Source organism: Providencia sp. R33, from assembly GCF_019343475.1.
GTDB lineage: Bacteria > Pseudomonadota > Gammaproteobacteria > Enterobacterales > Enterobacteriaceae > Providencia.
In genome coordinates, this window is the sequence record NZ_CP072453.1 from 1,970,542 (window position 1) to 1,986,980 (window position 16,439).

19 protein-coding genes and 1 other annotated feature are annotated in these 16,439 nt (G+C 41.0%); of the genes, 5 read left to right on the forward strand and 14 right to left on the reverse strand.

Going from position 1 to position 16,439, the window contains the following annotated elements; translation table 11 throughout:
• Window positions 1–3: 3 nt before the first annotated feature.
• The 13 genes from pheT to fos form a co-directional block, all read right to left on the reverse strand.
• Window positions 4–2,391, reverse strand: coding sequence for a phenylalanine--tRNA ligase subunit beta (gene pheT / locus J6836_RS09300; RefSeq protein WP_219248732.1), 2,388 nt, complete (start codon window positions 2,389–2,391; stop codon window positions 4–6).
• Between the two features lie 14 nt (window positions 2,392–2,405).
• The gene (gene pheS / locus J6836_RS09305) at window positions 2,406–3,389 is read right to left on the reverse strand and encodes a phenylalanine--tRNA ligase subunit alpha (RefSeq protein ID WP_219248734.1); all 984 of its coding nucleotides are present in this window, start codon (window positions 3,387–3,389) and stop codon (window positions 2,406–2,408) included.
• Window positions 3,390–3,512: 123 nt separating this feature from the next.
• Window positions 3,513–3,640, reverse strand: a sequence feature (Phe leader region).
• Window positions 3,590–3,634, reverse strand: a complete 45-nt coding sequence (gene pheM / locus J6836_RS09310) for a pheST operon leader peptide PheM (RefSeq protein ID WP_219249469.1) — start codon at window positions 3,632–3,634, stop codon at window positions 3,590–3,592. (Overlaps the previous feature by 45 nt.)
• An 88-nt stretch (window positions 3,641–3,728) precedes the next feature.
• A complete protein-coding gene (rplT, locus tag J6836_RS09315; protein ID WP_219248736.1) occupies window positions 3,729–4,085 on the reverse strand; it encodes a 50S ribosomal protein L20 in 357 nt (118 codons plus the stop codon).
• 45 nt (window positions 4,086–4,130) lie between these two features.
• Window positions 4,131–4,328 carry a 50S ribosomal protein L35 gene (gene rpmI / locus J6836_RS09320; RefSeq protein WP_004263702.1) on the reverse strand — a complete coding sequence of 66 codons (198 nt, stop codon included), beginning with the start codon at window positions 4,326–4,328 and terminating at the stop codon, window positions 4,131–4,133.
• Window positions 4,329–4,423: 95 nt separating this feature from the next.
• Window positions 4,424–4,963, reverse strand: coding sequence for a translation initiation factor IF-3 (infC, locus tag J6836_RS09325; protein WP_219249470.1), 540 nt, complete (start codon window positions 4,961–4,963; stop codon window positions 4,424–4,426).
• A gap of 381 nt (window positions 4,964–5,344) precedes the next feature.
• Window positions 5,345–5,884, reverse strand: a complete 540-nt coding sequence (gene infC, locus J6836_RS09330; protein ID WP_219249471.1) for a translation initiation factor IF-3 — start codon at window positions 5,882–5,884, stop codon at window positions 5,345–5,347.
• Between the two features lie 3 nt (window positions 5,885–5,887).
• Entirely contained in the window at window positions 5,888–7,816 is a 1,929-nt protein-coding gene (gene thrS, locus J6836_RS09335) for a threonine--tRNA ligase (protein WP_219248738.1), read from the reverse strand.
• A gap of 258 nt (window positions 7,817–8,074) precedes the next feature.
• Window positions 8,075–8,662 carry a hypothetical protein gene (locus J6836_RS09340; protein WP_219248740.1) on the reverse strand — a complete coding sequence of 196 codons (588 nt, stop codon included), beginning with the start codon at window positions 8,660–8,662 and terminating at the stop codon, window positions 8,075–8,077.
• 69 nt (window positions 8,663–8,731) lie between these two features.
• Window positions 8,732–9,181 (reverse strand): methyltransferase family protein, encoded by a 450-nt coding sequence (locus J6836_RS09345; protein WP_219248742.1) that lies wholly within the window; start codon window positions 9,179–9,181, stop codon window positions 8,732–8,734.
• A gap of 100 nt (window positions 9,182–9,281) precedes the next feature.
• Window positions 9,282–9,683, reverse strand: a complete 402-nt coding sequence (locus tag J6836_RS09350; protein ID WP_219248744.1) for a hypothetical protein — start codon at window positions 9,681–9,683, stop codon at window positions 9,282–9,284.
• 149 nt (window positions 9,684–9,832) lie between these two features.
• On the reverse strand, window positions 9,833–10,342 hold the full coding sequence (locus J6836_RS09355) for a GNAT family N-acetyltransferase (protein ID WP_219248746.1): 510 nt from the start codon (window positions 10,340–10,342) through the stop codon (window positions 9,833–9,835).
• Between the two features lie 17 nt (window positions 10,343–10,359).
• Window positions 10,360–10,773, reverse strand: a complete 414-nt coding sequence (gene fos / locus J6836_RS09360; protein ID WP_219248747.1) for a fosfomycin resistance glutathione transferase — start codon at window positions 10,771–10,773, stop codon at window positions 10,360–10,362.
• Window positions 10,774–11,235: 462 nt separating this feature from the next.
• On the opposite strand from fos, the gene J6836_RS09365 reads away from it, so the two are divergent.
• Window positions 11,236–11,940 (forward strand): MarC family NAAT transporter, encoded by a 705-nt coding sequence (locus J6836_RS09365; RefSeq protein ID WP_219248748.1) that lies wholly within the window; start codon window positions 11,236–11,238, stop codon window positions 11,938–11,940.
• Here the strand turns inward: J6836_RS09365 and J6836_RS09370 are convergent.
• Entirely contained in the window at window positions 11,934–12,593 is a 660-nt protein-coding gene (locus J6836_RS09370) for a transglycosylase SLT domain-containing protein (protein WP_219248749.1), read from the reverse strand. The genes J6836_RS09365 and J6836_RS09370 overlap by 7 nt on opposite strands.
• A 285-nt stretch (window positions 12,594–12,878) precedes the next feature.
• On the opposite strand from J6836_RS09370, the gene J6836_RS09375 reads away from it, so the two are divergent.
• The 4 genes from J6836_RS09375 to J6836_RS09390 are packed head-to-tail and all read left to right on the forward strand — an operon-like array spanning window position 12,879 to window position 16,419.
• Window positions 12,879–13,790, forward strand: a complete 912-nt coding sequence (locus tag J6836_RS09375) for a metal ABC transporter substrate-binding protein (protein WP_219248751.1) — start codon at window positions 12,879–12,881, stop codon at window positions 13,788–13,790.
• Window position 13,791: 1 nt separating this feature from the next.
• Window positions 13,792–14,682: a manganese/iron ABC transporter ATP-binding protein gene (locus J6836_RS09380; RefSeq protein WP_219248753.1), complete on the forward strand. Its 891-nt coding sequence runs from the start codon at window positions 13,792–13,794 to the stop codon at window positions 14,680–14,682.
• The gene (locus J6836_RS09385) at window positions 14,679–15,560 is read left to right on the forward strand and encodes a metal ABC transporter permease (RefSeq protein ID WP_219248755.1); all 882 of its coding nucleotides are present in this window, start codon (window positions 14,679–14,681) and stop codon (window positions 15,558–15,560) included. Before J6836_RS09380 ends, J6836_RS09385 begins: the two co-directional genes overlap by 4 nt.
• Complete coding sequence (locus J6836_RS09390; RefSeq protein ID WP_206083998.1) at window positions 15,553–16,419, forward strand: metal ABC transporter permease; 867 nt, start codon at window positions 15,553–15,555, stop codon at window positions 16,417–16,419. The genes J6836_RS09385 and J6836_RS09390 overlap by 8 nt, the downstream gene beginning before the upstream one ends.
• Window positions 16,420–16,439: the final 20 nt, after the last annotated feature.

Consider the following 16,439-nt stretch of genomic DNA (forward strand, 5'->3'; position numbering starts at 1 on the left):
GGTTTAGTCCCTCAAGGAGGCTTGGAATCGCTGTTTTAACGCAGCAACACACAGATCAACGGTAGCGGTAATCTCTTCTTCTTCCATCGTACGCTGGGTATCTTGGAAAACGAGACTGATAGCAAGGCTCTTATAACCCTCCGCTATCCCTTCACCACAATACACATCAAACAAGTTTATGCCAACTATATGATTTATGCCAACTTTTTTACACTCTGCCAAAACTTCTGCAGCTGCTACATTTTCCGGCACGACCACAGCGATGTCACGGCGATTCGATGGATAGCGTGAAATCGCCTTAGCTTCAGGGATGACACGTTGTGCTATCGCATCACTACGAACCTCAAACACCACCGTACGACCATTTAAATCGAGTTTACGTTCTAATTCTGGGTGAACAACACCGATAAAGCCAATATGTTCATTTTCCAGATAAATCCCAGCACTTTGCCCCGGATGCAATGCAGGATGTGCTTCAGATTTAAATGTAATTTGATTTAGTTTCCCAGTCAATTCAAAAACAGCTTCAAGATCACCTTTTAAATCAAAGAAGTCAACAACTTGTTTATCTAATGACCAATGTTCTTCAAATCTATTGCCCGTGATCACACCTGCAAGCATAGGTTCTTGGCGAATTCCATATTCTGCTTGATTATCAGGCGTAAAGCGCAAACCTGTTTCAAATAAACGAATTCGATTCTGCTGACGATTTTGATTATAGACAACTGTACTTAATAAACCAGTCAGGAGCGATAAACGCATCGCAGACATATCTGCCGAAATTGGATTTGGTAACAGCAACGCATCTTGGCCAGGGTGTAATAACGCCTGAACTTTCGGGTCAACAAAGCTATAAGTAATCGCTTCTTGATAACCACGGTCTACTAACATCGTTTTAATGCGTTTTAACGGCAGATTCGCTTCTTTATGATCAGTCATAATGAGGTCAGCGCGTAATGGCACATCAGGAATGCTGTTGTAACCATAAACACGTGCAACTTCTTCGACTAAATCCTCTTCGATTTGCATATCAAAGCGCCAGCTCGGAGCAACAACATCCCACGTATTTTCTGCAACAGTCACTTTGCAGCCTAAGCGAGTTAGAATATCGGTGACTAAATTATCTTCAATAAAATGACCAATTAAACGGTCTAATTTATGACGAGTCAGTTTGATATTTGCCGCTTTTGGTAAATGCTGTTCGCTAGTAACATCAATAATTTCACCGACTTCACCACCGCAAATTTCCACGATCAACGCTGTTGCACGCTCAATCGCTTTAAATTGCAGTTGCGGGTCCACACCACGTTCGAAACGGTGTGATGCATCGGTATGTAAGCCATAGTTACGTGCACGGCCAGTAATCGACAGTGGATTAAAGAATGCACATTCCAATAAAATATTTTTTGTTTCCGTGTTCACACCAGAGTGTTCACCACCAAAAATACCCGCTATCCCCAATGCTTTAGACTCATCGGCAATCACTAATGTATCTGATTTTAACGTAGCTTCACTGCCATCAAGCAGAACTAGTTTTTCACCATCTTTCGCCATACGCGCAACGATAGCGCCGTCTAAACGGTCTAAATCGTAAGCGTGCTGCGGTTGCCCCATTTCCAGTAAGACATAGTTGGTAATATCAACAACTGCATCAATAGAACGAACACCGCCACGGCGCAGTTTTTCTTTCATCCATAATGGTGTTGGTGCAGAAACATCGATATTTTTAATCACACGGCCCACAAAACGTGGACAGGCTTCTGGCGCTTCAACACGAATTGGGAAAGTGTCTTTCGTGGTGACTGAAACTGTATTAATTGCAGGTTCAGTTAATTCTAACTTATTAATAACCGCCACATCACGCGCAACCCCTAAAATGCTTAGGCAATCTGCACGGTTTGGTGTAATGCTAATCTCGATAGCATTATCATCCAATTTTAGATATTCACGGATATCAGTACCAATGGTTGCATCGAGTGGTAACTCAATAATGCCACTGTGGTCATCTGAAATGCCCAGTTCTGAATACGAGCACAGCATGCCTTCAGATGGCTCACCACGTAATTTAGCGGCTTTAATTTTAAAGTCACCCGGTAATACCGCGCCGACTGTTGCTACTGCAACTTTCAGGCCTTGGCGGCAGTTTGGTGCGCCACAAACGATATCTAATAAACGCTCACCACCCACGTTGACTTTTGTCACGCGCAGTTTGTCTGCATTTGGGTGTTGACCACATTCAACCACTTCACCGACAACAACGCCGTGAAATTCACCAGCAACACCTTCAACGCCATCAACTTCCAGACCTGCCATAGTGATTTGGTCTGATAATGCTTCGCTACTGATCGCCGGGTTCACCCACTCGCGTAACCAGAGTTCACTGAATTTCATGAGATAAACCCGCCTTATTTAAACTGTTTGAGGAAACGAAGATCGTTTTCGAAGAATGCACGTAGGTCAGAAACACCGTAACGTAACATTGTCAGACGTTCCATTCCCATACCGAATGCAAATCCGGAGTAAACTTCTGGGTCAATACCCACATTGCGTAATACATTTGGATGTACCATTCCGCAACCTAATACTTCCAACCATTTTCCGTTTTTGCCCATCACATCAACTTCGGCTGAAGGCTCAGTAAACGGGAAATAAGATGGACGAAAACGCACTTGAACTTCTTCTTCAAAGAAATTATTCAGGAAATCATGCAATGTGCCTTTTAAGTTGGTAAAGCTAATGTCTTTATCAACTATCAAACCTTCTGTTTGATGGAACATTGGAGTGTGGGTTTGGTCGTAATCATTACGATAGACGCGGCCCGGAGCAATAATACGGATTGGTGGTTGTTGCCCATTCATAGTACGAATTTGCACACCAGAGGTTTGGGTACGTAACAAACGTTTCGCATCAAACCAGAATGTATCGTGATCTGCACGTGCAGGGTGATGAGCAGGAATATTCAGTGCATCAAAGTTATGGTAATCATCTTCGATTTCAGGGCCAGTCTCTACGGAGAAACCTAACTCGCCAAAAAACTCTTCAATTCGCTGAATTGTACGGGTCACTGGGTGTAACCCACCATTTTCCATACGACGCCCAGGTAATGACACGTCAACTTTTTCAGATGCGAGACGTGCATTGAGGATCTCAGCTTGCATAGCATCCTTACGGACATTCAGCGCATCTTGAACCTGTACTTTGGCTTCATTTATCACAGCCCCTGCCGCTGGACGTTCGTCAGCTGGCAGATCACGCAACGTTTTCATCTGGAGTGTGAAATGGCCGCTTTTGCCTAAAAATTCAACACGCACTGACTCCAACGTAGCAACATCTTGGGCCTGTTCAATGGCTGCTTTTGCCTGTGCAACCAACTCAGCGAGATGTGGCATTGTTTCCCCTTTATGACCACTTGGTCTTTTTGCTAGTTATTCACTAAATTTATTAAGCTCCACATTCCATTATGTAATGGATGAGTACCTAACTGATTTTACTGTATTTAATCTAAAACTAAAAACAAAAAAGCCTCCCTAAGGAGGCTTTAGCGTAACTTTTCGTTTCTTCTTTCTTTACGCGAAAAAGCCCCCGAACCTCAGGTGCTAAAGTAAAAAAAGAAACGAAAAATAACAGCGTGCATGTGATAACTTTCCAATAAAATACGTTATTAAAGTAGTAACACAAATAACTATAAATGAAAAGAGGAAGTTACCCTCCTCTTTTCAAGCAAACAATTAAGCTAAAGAGCTTTTCGCTTTTTCAACTAAAGCAGTGAATGCTGCTTTATCGAAAACTGCGATGTCTGCTAAGATCTTACGGTCGATTTCAATTGAAGCTTTTTTCAAGCCATTGATGAAGCGGCTGTAAGACAGGCCGTTCTGACGAGCCGCAGCGTTGATACGCGCGATCCACAGTTGACGGAACTGACGTTTACGTTGACGGCGGTCACGGTAAGCGTATTGACCAGCTTTGATTACCGCTTGAAACGCTACGCGGTAAACACGTGAACGTGCACCATAGTAACCTTTCGCCTGTTTCAGAATTTTTTTGTGACGTGCACGTGCGATTACACCACGTTTTGCGCGAGCCATAAGCTATCTCCTATCGTCTTTATCTTAATTAACTAAATTGTTTACTTATGCGTAAGGCAGGCAAGCAACTACCAGACCCAGATCGCCTTTAGATACCATTCCTTTCGGACGTAAATGGCGTTTACGCTTAGTTGACTTTTTAGTCAGGATATGACGAAGGTTTGCATGCTTACGCTTAAAGCCACCGCCTGCAGTTTTTTTAAAGCGCTTTGCTGCGCCACGTACAGTTTTAATCTTTGGCATTTCTTTAATTTCCAACTTCGCATTGTTATTAACTACGAATTAACTAGGCGAATAACGTTCATATTGCTATGAATGAATATTACTTGCAGGCCTAATTATTTCTTCTTCGGTGCTAGCACCATGATCATTTGACGCCCTTCAATTCTTGAAGGAAATGATTCAACAGTAACTAACTCTTCCAGATCTTGTTTGATGCGGTTAAGCATCTCCATACCGATCTGTTGGTGAGCCATTTCACGACCACGAAAACGCAGCGTTACTTTAACTTTATCACCATCTTCTATGAAGCGGATCAGGTTGCGTAGTTTGACCTGATAGTCGCCTTCATCCGTACCAGGGCGGAATTTAAGTTCCTTCACCTGAACAACTTTTTGTTTCTTTTTCTGCTCTTTTTGAGACTTGCTCTTCTCATAAAGGAATTTGCCGTAGTCCATAATACGACAAACTGGCGGTTCAGCATTTGGACTGATTTCAACAAGGTCTACACCTGCTTCTTCAGCTTTTTCAAGCGCTTCACGCGCGCTCATAATGCCTAACTGTTCACCGTCTAAACCTGTTAAACGGACCTCAGGAACACGGATTTCATCGTTGATACGATTTGGACGTGTTGTTGGGATTCTTTTTCCGCCTTTAATACTTCATTCCTCCAACTGGATAAAGAGATTTGCATATTCTCTCAAGCATATACACCCGTTATTTTATTAAAAATTAACGTGCGTACGATATTCTTTGTTTGTCAGCACTTATAAAAACCGACAAAGCGATTCGACCGCGGATTTTAATGCTTCTTGCCCGATTACTCAAGTAAATATTGAAATAAATCGCGCTAACGTATTTGAAAACTTAGCATTTGCGTAAGATTTTTAATCTTAGGAGGGTCGAAACTGTCAATTTCATACTCGGTTTTACACTCAAAAAAACGCGACGAGTATACGTCAAACCATCTCATTTTATTGAGATAATACGTTAAACAGCGCCCAAATGAACGCTGTTTAACTATTACTATACTGGCTTAATTATTTTTTCTTTGGTGCCAATACCATGATCATCTGGCGACCTTCAATTCTTGAAGGGAATGACTCCACTGACGCCAGTTCATCCAGATCAGTTTTGATGCGGTTAAGCACTTCCAGACCAATCTGTTGGTGTGCCATTTCACGACCACGAAAACGCAGTGTAACTTTGGCTTTGTCACCTTCTTCCAAAAAGCGAATTAAACTACGCAGTTTAACTTGGTAGTCCCCTTCGTCTGTTCCTGGACGGAATTTAATTTCCTTCACTTGAACAACTTTTTGTTTTTTCTTTTGTTCTTTCTGAGACTTACTCTTCTCATAAAGATATTTACCGTAGTCCATAATGCGGCAAACTGGCGGCTCAGCATTTGGGCTGATTTCGACTAAGTCGACACCCGCTTCTTCTGCTTTAAAGAGTGCTTCACGCACACTCATGACACCAAGTTGCTCACCATCTAAACCAGTGACACGGATTTCAGTCGCACGGATCTCTTCGTTAATACGATTTGGACGTGCTGTTGGGAGTTTTTTTCCGCCTTTAATACCTTATTCCTCCATCTGATTGAGTTGACGACTGCGGATCTCTTTTAGCAGTTCAGTCGTGAATTCGTTGACATCAATGCTGCCTAAATCTTTACCACGACGGGTACGTACGGCAACTTTACCTGATTCAACTTCTTTATCACCACAGACTAACATGTAAGGGACACGACGCAGTGTGTGTTCGCGGATCTTAAAGCCGATTTTCTCGTTACGTAAGTCCGCTTTTGCACGAATGCCAACACTTTGCAGCTTGTTTACTAATTCTTGAACATAGTCGGCTTGGCCGTCTGTAATGTTCATAACAACCACTTGTTGTGGTGCTAACCATGTTGGGAAGAAACCTGCATATTCTTCGGTTAAGATCCCGATAAAGCGTTCTAATGAACCCAAAACCGCACGGTGGATCATAACAGGAACGATGCGTTCATTGTTTTCGCCCACATAGGAAGCTGTTAAACGACCCGGTAAGAAGAAGTCTAACTGAACAGTACCGCATTGCCATGCACGGTCAAGGCAGTCATACAGTGTAAACTCAATTTTCGGGCCGTAGAATGCGCCTTCACCTGGCTGGTATTCAAATTCAATACCTTTAGATTTCAATGCATTCGCTAAATCTTCTTCCGCCTTATCCCACATCTCATCGGTACCGATGCGTTTTTCAGGGCGAGTTGACAGTTTAACGACAATTTTCTCAAAACCAAACGTCGCGTAAACGTCATAAATCATTTCAATACAACTGGTCACTTCACTTAAGATTTGCTCTTCTGTACAGAAGATATGCGCATCATCCTGAGTAAAGCCACGCACACGCATTAAACCGTGCAGTGCACCTGATGGTTCATTACGGTGGCAACTACCAAATTCGGCCATACGCAGTGGTAAATCACGGTAAGATTTTAAACCTTGGTTGAAAATCTGTACGTGACCTGGGCAGTTCATTGGCTTAACACAATACTCACGGTTTTCAGAGGATGTAGTGAACATCGCATCTTTGTAGTTTTCCCAGTGACCTGTTTTTTCCCACAGTACGCGGTCCATCATGAATGGGCCTTTAACTTCCTGATAGTTATATGCTTTCAGTTTTGTACGTACAAAAGTTTCCAGCTCACGGAAAATTGTCCAACCATCATTATGCCAGAACGCCATACCTGGCGCTTCTTCTTGCATATGGTATAAGTCTAACTGTTTACCAATTTTACGGTGGTCGCGTTTAGCCGCTTCTTCTAAACGTAATAAATAAGCCGCTAATTGTTTTTTATCAGCCCATGCTGTGCCGTAAATACGTTGCAGCATTTTGTTGTCGCTATTGCCGCGCCAGTAGGCACCTGCCACTTTTTGTAATTTAAAGTGGTGACAAAAACGCATATTCGGTACGTGCGGGCCACGGCACATATCCACATATTCTTCGTGATGATACAAACCAGGGCGGTCATCTTGGCTAATATTTTGATCCAAAATTTCGACTTTATAGTCTTCGCCACGGGCAACAAATGTCTCGCGAGCTTCAGCCCAAGAAACACGTTTTTTCACCACGTCATAATCTGTTTTGGCAAGCTCAAGCATACGCTTTTCAAGCTTTTCCAAATCTTCCTGCGTCAGCATATGGTCTAAATCGATATCATAGTAAAAACCATTATCGATAGTTGGACCGATTGCCATTTTGGTGTTTGGCCATAATTGTTTGATTGCATGACCTAATAAATGAGCGCAAGAGTGACGAATAATTTCGAGTCCGTCATCATCTTTACTCGTAATAATGGACACGTTTGCATCATGTTCAATCATTTCACATGCATCAACACGTTCGCCATTGATGCGACCAGCGATACATGCTTTTGCTAAACCCGCGCCAATATCGCGAGCCACGTCCATCACAGAAACTGGATGGTCAAACTGACGCTGACTTCCATCAGGAAGAGTAATAACAGGCATTAAAAAATCCTTATCAGCAGTGGTGACCCACACGCCAGATCACTTGCTTGATGATTCCAAAGTTTATAAATCAATACGTTACTAACGATTTCTCACTTCACTGTGCGAGATATGTACACAATTATAGGCAATTCAAGTCAACATAATTTGATACATCGCTAGTTACTCAACTATCAATGATAACACAGACATATTTTATGGCGATAGCGCAAAGGCGTTTATTGTGCCTCAATATATGAAAAATCAACACCTTCCCGATTAAATGGCAAATAAGCTCTCCAAAGCAGGAATTCGTTTTTCTTTTTTCTCAAATGAAAGCCGATACCAATGCGATCCACTAGGTGCGACTAATTCTTCAGCAATAATCTTATTCTGTTTAATCGCGATATAATTTTTAAGGGTATTCCATAACGAGTACAAAATATATGCCACAAACATCAATGCGAATATCTGCACATAAATATTATCCACAAAATAGATTTGCTGAAGAATATACACACAAAAAACAGCTTGAATAAGCGCCCTTAAAATAAATGCTTTACCAAAGAACGATTGACCCTGTTGTAAAATAGCAAAACAAGGATTTGCTAAAGATTGTCTTTTCTCTTCGACAGGAATGCCTTGGATATAAACCATCCAATCCGAAATATCACTGTTTTTTAAAACAACTCCCTTTTCTTTCATTCCATGAATTTTAAAAGAAACGGCTACCGCCCATACCACACCGATAGCGAGCAAATATATAATAAACCCACTAACTGAAAAAAAACCAAGAACAAGACTTATCACAATTATGCATGCTAGCTTTCCAGAATTAATCCAAAATGGTGCAACTTGGTAGCTCATTGATATTCCTAATTATCAAATCAAAAAGTAGCGATCATTATAATTGAGAAAGCGTCTCATTAACATTATTTATAACCAACGTCGAGTCTGTTTGCGATAACGTTCCCATTCTTCACTGAATGCTGTTGATAAAAAGCGTTCTTCTTGCGGGATGGTATACAAATCTGTCATCAACCAAAAAACTAAGGCAGAGACTAAAAAGTAAGGTGAATGTGAAAAAAAAGCCAATGCTAAGCTCATGGAAGTAAATGCTAAATACATCGGATTTCGAGATAGTCGATAGGGACCATTAGTAACAAGGTGCGTTGCTTGAACACTTGGATTTGGCGACGTTTTATGTTTATAAAAATAAAATAAGCTCGTAGCCACCCAACTGACACTTTCGAGAGCGACTAAGATACCGAGGATCCCCATCCAACCTGAAAACTGCCAAACTAAAGCATCGTGTTTGAATAAAAAATAAACTGCCACACCATTGGCGACTAGCCAGTTTAATAATGGGTATTTTAAAATTCTCATTATGCTGCCTTAAACTCTAAATGAGGTTAATCAGCATACCATAAAACAACGAGGGAACTTTGTGTTGTCTATTATGAAGTGGAATAACAGACTCAAAAAATTAATTACTGTGCCCTAAAGAGAACACACTCTTTAAGCCTTCTAATTTGCTGTATTCCTGTTGACATACCATATTACGGACATCGGAAGGCATAGAGTCTACCCTAGCCTGTATATTCATTAATTGTTCATCTAGACTATTCATGCCTTTTATATCCACAACATCCTGATTCACCTTCAGGTAATCTGCAAAACTTTGTAAGTTATTTTGCAAACTATCGCAAACATTATTGCTGACAAGGCCTTGGGGTAATACAGAACTTAATGATGCAGGGATCAGCTGTGACAAACTGGGGTAAATATTTTGTTTCCATTGCTGGGGAAAAACAATGAGCATTATTGAGATAGCTAAAATAATTAGCATTGATGCTCCTCCAGCAAACGTCGCTATCAGTTTTTTCATACTCAACCCTACAATTCAAAATAACTTGAGCATAGGATATACAATTGTGCGTAAAGCAATTTTTAAAATTAAAAATACTTTGTAAAGAAAATTCTAGCGACTTTCGGCTATTTAAAGAAACCTCATCATTTCAATTCAATGAGACGGCTTTAAGCTAGTTGCTTATAAAAAAGTGTCGTTCCTTCAAATTGACCTTGTGAATTAACCACAAAGCGTGGAATTTCACCAACCTCGGTGTATCCTTGTTTTCGATATAAGACCGATGCAACATCTTGGCTACGGGTATCAAGCACTAATAAAGTTCGATGATTTTCCAGTGCAATTTTCTCGGCATAATTGAGTAACTCTGTTGCAATTCCGCGTTGCCGAAATTGGCTATGAACCAGCAATTTTTCAACATCCCCACGATGCAGCCCATTCGCTTTTATGCATAGTGCAATTTGTACAGCACCTACTATTTTCTCATCTTCAATACACACCATAAGAAAACGTTTTTTTTGCATTAAATCTAACTTTACTTGTTGCCAATAACCCAAGGCTTCATCAAGAGATAATGGTGCGAGAAACCCCACAGAAGCACCATGTTCGACACTATCAATTAATAAATGGGCCAGTTGCTGCTCAAAATTACCTATTGTAAAAAGCGTTAAGATTTTCATATTCACCTTACTATTTATCAATAAAATTCCATGCCTTCATAAGGCATAGCTTGGCAGCTTTGTAAACGTTGGTTTAAATTCCCCACATGCAACTCTAATTTGTGTCCATCAGGATCAAGAAAATAAAAAGAATCCCCTTCACTCTTATTTTCTTTCCACATCACAATTTCATTTTCTTTTAACGTATTAACCAACAGAGGGAAATCACTCTCTGATATGGAAAATGCATAGTGAGTATAATCTGTTTCACTTGGTGATAAATATTGACGCAATGTATCAACGGACAAACACAGCCATAGATCACCACACGAAATATACGCCCCGTTATTCCACTTTGCGTGCAATTTCATCCCTAATAACGATTGATAAAAATAAACGCTTTTTGATATATCACTTACAGCTAAGGTCAAATGATTAATTCCATTTAACATACAGTTTTTCTCGTTTTATATATTAAAAAAATATCTTTTAACGAATTTACATAAATTATCAGTAAATCACATTGCAAAGGATATACTGTTTAACACATCGACATTAGACAACCTGTTAATAGATGCCCTTGACCTTTTTATGGCCCCCATAAGAAGGTTTTTTTTTGCCTATCAAAATTGCATACTTTTAGCACAAGAAGCTATCCAATTGTAAATTAAGTAGTTATCTAGGTTATTCACAAACGAACGTGGCAGTTATCCACAGTTAATGTGAACAACTCAAGCCATTCTCTGATGAATTATAGTACGCACTTATTCCTAATATTCATTGCATTTATTCCGATTCAATAATAAAACATTTATGTAACCAAAAATGCTAAGATACAGATCTATAACAACTTTCGTTATTATTTAGGATAAGGAAACTCACTTACATTTATCAGGAGCTTGAATTTAATCACTATGACAAATTTCCTAGAACTCTTTCAAGCCGTTGGTATTGGCCTTGTTTTGCTCCTTCCTCTTGCTAACCCATTAACAGCAATTGCGGTCATGCTGAGTATTTCAGCCAATATGACTAAAGAGCAACGCAATCACCAAGCTTTCCTCGCCTCAATCTATGTTTTTGCCATAATGACCATTGCTTTTTATGCTGGCCAACTTGTGATGAATACATTTGGTATATCAATACCAGGTTTACGTATCGCAGGTGGATTAATTGTTGCTTTTATTGGTTTTGGAATGCTGTTTCCAAATAACGATTCATCAGATGATTCATCAACAACACCATTAGATGATCCTAGTGTGTCCAAAAAGCGCCAAGAATCGCCAAATATCGCCTTTGTGCCTTTAGCTATGCCAAGTACCGCAGGGCCAGGTACCATTGCGATGATCATCAGTTCGACCGCGTCGTTGCAAGGGAATGTGACCTTTGCACCTTGGGTGCTTAAAGTGGCACCCGTCATTACCTTTCTTTTAGCCAGTTTAATTGTGTGGATTGGTTTACGCGGGGCGACGTCAATTATGAGGTGGTTAGGAAATAGTGGTATTGATGCGATTGCTCGCGTAATGGGCTTTTTATTAATTTGTATGGGAGTGCAATTTGTTATCAACGGTATCGTTGAAATTATTGCACAACTCCCACACTTATTAACGGAATATCAATAAGGCATCGCTAAGGCATTGTAAGCATTTTTAACTTTCCACAAATAACGTGGTGCCTGTGGTGCAGGGTGCTTAGCTTGTACATGCTGATAAAATTCTTCAGGTGATAAATTATTAATCATCGCTATCGCCCTGCCTTTATCGTTGTCAAAGGTTCTTAGCAATGCACCAGCCCCATTCACGTATGCAACAACCGTTGCGTAATACAGTGTTTGAGGGTGGTTTATTCCTGCAAGGTGCTGGTCTCTTAATATCCGAATATAGGCCGTGCCAATATCAATATTTTTCCGAGGGTCTTTTAAATCACTGGAGCTAGGCTCGCCAGATTTACCTTGGAAACGATAAGCATCACGCCCTGCTGTCGAGGCTTTAATTTGCATCAAGCCAATCGCGTTCGATTTGCTCACCACTTCTGGCCTAAAATTAGATTCAACCTCAATAATTGCCCTAATAAGCGTTTCATCAACGCTATAACGCGAAGCAGAGTCACGAATGAATTCATCAAACGGAGTTCGTGGGAATGAGTTATTTTGTGCTGTTGTTGGCAACGTATTTTGGTTACCCAACATCCGCGTTTTCGTTGTTTGCCTATCTGGCTCACTGGAGCAACCGGCAAGTAGCAGTAGCACAAAAGCACCGCTGATTATTTTTTTCACTGTTGTATCCTCTGCTATCAAAGCCAACGGGAGAATAACTAATCCCAAGAAAAATAAAATAATTTTTACTTAACTTTTACTTCAGGACGTGTTTTAGTCATACAAATTAATAATGAGTGATAAAAAACCAATAATAACTATAGATGCAACTCCTCATTTTTTATGTTTATTTTTATAAATGATATTGATAATCATTATCAGTTGAGTTATAAAATGGAATTGTTATAAACCATAACAACCATACTGTTAAAAAATGTTAAGCCTAAAATGTCAGGGTCAACTTTTATGAAGAAGAATTTATCTCGATTATCTGCACCTTTACTCACCACCGTATTCGCATTAGCTGCAATGCTCTTTATTAGCCAACCGGCGTTTGCTAAAAAGTTTAAAGTGGTCACTACCTTTACCATCATTCAAGATATTGCTCAAAATGTAGCCGGAGATGCGGCAATTGTCGAGTCAATTACAAAACCAGGCGCTGAAATTCACGGGTACCAACCCACACCAAAAGATATTATGAAGGCATATGATGCCGATTTAATCCTATGGAATGGCATGAATTTAGAGGTTTGGTTCCAACGTTTCTTCGAAAACTTCAAAAATGTCCCTGCAGTCATTGTTACTGAGGGCATAGAGCCAATGCCAATCCGTGAAGGTGAATATAAAGACAATCCAAACCCGCACGCTTGGATGTCCCCTGCGAATGCAAAAATTTATATCGAAAACATTCGCCAAGCATTGGTTAAATATGATCCTGAAAATGCTGAAACCTACAATACCAATGCCAAAAACTACACGCAACAAATTGAAGCCCTTGATGCACCACTGCGTGAACGTTTAAATCGCATTCCAGAAAATGAGCGCTGGTTAGTGTCCAGCGAAGGCGCATTTAGCTATCTAACGAAGGATTATGGCTTTAAAGAGGTTTACTTATGGCCAATTAATGCGGAAGAGCAAGGTTCACCACAACAAGTTAAAAAAGTGATTGATACCGTACGTCAATATAACATCCCTGTTGTGTTCAGTGAGAGTACAATTTCAGATAAACCTGCTCGCCAAGTCAGCAAAGAGACGGGAGCTAAATACGGCGGTATTCTGTACGTGGATTCACTTTCTACCGCAGACGGCCCTGTTCCGACTTATATCGACCTGTTAAAAACCACTGTAGACACGATAGCCAAAGGATTTTCACAGTAATATGAATCACTCTAATCAGTTTGAGCACCCAAATTTGGTCGTTGACGATGCAACCGTAACTTACAACAACGGCCACACCGCAATTTATGATGCGAGTTTTAATATTACGGGTGGCTCCATTTGTGCACTCGTTGGTGTAAACGGTAGTGGTAAATCTACGCTATTTAAAACCATTATGGGGCTCGTCACCCCATCATCTGGTAGCGTCACATTAAATGCTCAACCTATTAAAGCTGCGTTAAAAGAAAACGTTATTGCCTATGTTCCGCAAACAGAGGAAGTTGACTGGAATTTCCCTGTTTTAGTATCCGATGTGGTCATGATGGGGCGCTACGGTAAAATGGGTTTTTTCCGTATTCCTAAGCAAGAAGATAAAGATGCGGTAAAAATGGCGCTTGCACGCGTCGACCTGACAGGCCTTGAAGAACGCCAAATCGGTGAGCTTTCAGGGGGTCAGAAAAAACGCGTTTTTTTAGCTCGAGCGCTTGCCCAGCAAGGTAAAGTGTTACTTTTAGATGAACCGTTTACCGGGGTTGACGTAAAAACTGAGAATGCCATCATCGACCTGCTTCGCAGCCTACGTGATGAAGGCCATCTCATTTTGGTTTCTACACATAACTTGGGTAGTGTTCCCGAGTTTTGTGACCAAGTCATTTTGATTAACCGCACCGTATTAGCCAGTGGCCCAACGGAAACCACGTTCACCCAAAGAAATCTTCAGCAAGCCTTTGGTGGTGTTCTACGTCACATCAACCTGTCAGGGCAAGAACTGCATGACGATGATGACCCGCGTTCGATTACCGTTATTACTGATGACGAAAGGGCTGCTGTTTTCTATGGTCATGATCACGATGCACCAGTGAGAAAAAATCAGCCAAAGGGTGAAGAATGATTGATTTGTTATTAGAGCCCTTTAAATACGATTTTATGATAAAAGCCATTTGGGTGAGCGCCATTGTCGGTGCCGTCTGCGCGTTTTTATCGGCGTATTTAATGCTAAAAGGCTGGTCGTTGATGGGGGACGCCCTTTCCCACTCTGTTGTTCCCGGGGTGGCAGGGGCTTATGCATTAGGTTTACCTTATGCAGCGGGTGCCTTTTTTACAGGGATCCTCGCTGCACTTTCCATGACATTGATAAAACATTTAACTCGCCTACGTGAAGATGCCGTTATCGGCTTTATCTTTTCGACTTTCTTCGCCGCGGGCTTATTAATTGTTTCATTGAACCCAACCTCAGTAAACGTGCAAAGCATTATCTTCGGTAATATTTTAGGTATTGCGGATGCGGATGTACTTCAGGTTGAAATTATTATCGGTATATCATTCATCGTTTTATTGTGCTTATGGAAAGACCTTTTAGCTGTCTTTTTTGATGAAAGCCACGCGCGTTCCATTGGTTTAAACCCACTACGCTTAAAAATCATTTTCTTTACATTATTAAGCGCCTGTACTGTTGCCGCACTGCAGACCGTTGGTGCAATCTTGGTGATTGCCATGGTTGTCACTCCAGGTGCTACAGCCTACTTATTGACAGACCAGTTTAAACGCTTGTTAATCATCTCTGTAACCATCGGTACGGTAACCAGTGCAGTTGGTGCGTATATTAGCTACTACCTTAATGGGGCTACGGGCGGACTGATTGTTACATTGCAGACCATTATTTTCTTATTGGCTTTCTTCTTTGCACCAAAGCACGGTATTTTTGCCTCTCGTCGTAAGGCGAAGAAAGAAGTGGCTCAATTACACCAGCAAGGAGCCTCTCATGAGTGATTTTATTGACTTATTGATGGCCCCCTTCGCCTTTCCGTTTATGCAAAAAGCGTTAATTACTGCCATCGTAACAGGCACAGTGTGCGCCATTTTATCTTGCTTTTTGGTGTTAAAAGGCTGGTCACTCATGGGGGATGCCATTTCCCATGCCGTTTTACCGGGGATCATTATTGCCTCATTGCTGGGAATTCCTTTGGCTATCGGGGCATTTGCCTCAGGGTTATTCTGCGCTGTCGCAACGGGTTACCTCAAAGAAAATAGCCGAATAAAAGAAGATACCGTCATGGGGATTGTGTTTTCAGGGATGTTTGCCATCGGTTTAGTGATGTTTGCCAAAATCGATACAGAGCAGCACCTAACGCACATCCTATTTGGTGATATTTTGGGGATTACAGACAGTGAATTTAAACAGATTTTACTGTTTGCAGGGATTACTATTGCGATTATCTTGCTAAAACGTAAAGACTTTATGTTGTATTGCTTCGACCCAAACCAAGCACGCGTGATTGGCTTACCCGTTAAGTTAATTCACTATGGGTTATTGTCACTGTTAGCCTTGACCATTGTGGCATCTCTGCAAGCCGTTGGGATCATCCTTGTCATTGCCATGCTGATTTCGCCGGGAATTATTGCGTTTGTTCTCTGTCGTAGCTTTGGCAAAATGCTGGTTGTTGCCATCATCGCTTCCGTAACATCTAGCGTGATTGGCACTATTCTTAGCTTCCATATTAATGCAACCACAGGGCCTACCATTGTTGTCACTCAAGCCGTTTATTTTGTGATTGCCTTAATCTATAGTAAGTTGGTGTTAGCTCGTAAACGGAGCCAAACAAATCCCCAGAGTATGCACACAGCTTAAGCTGAAACCATACTTTCATA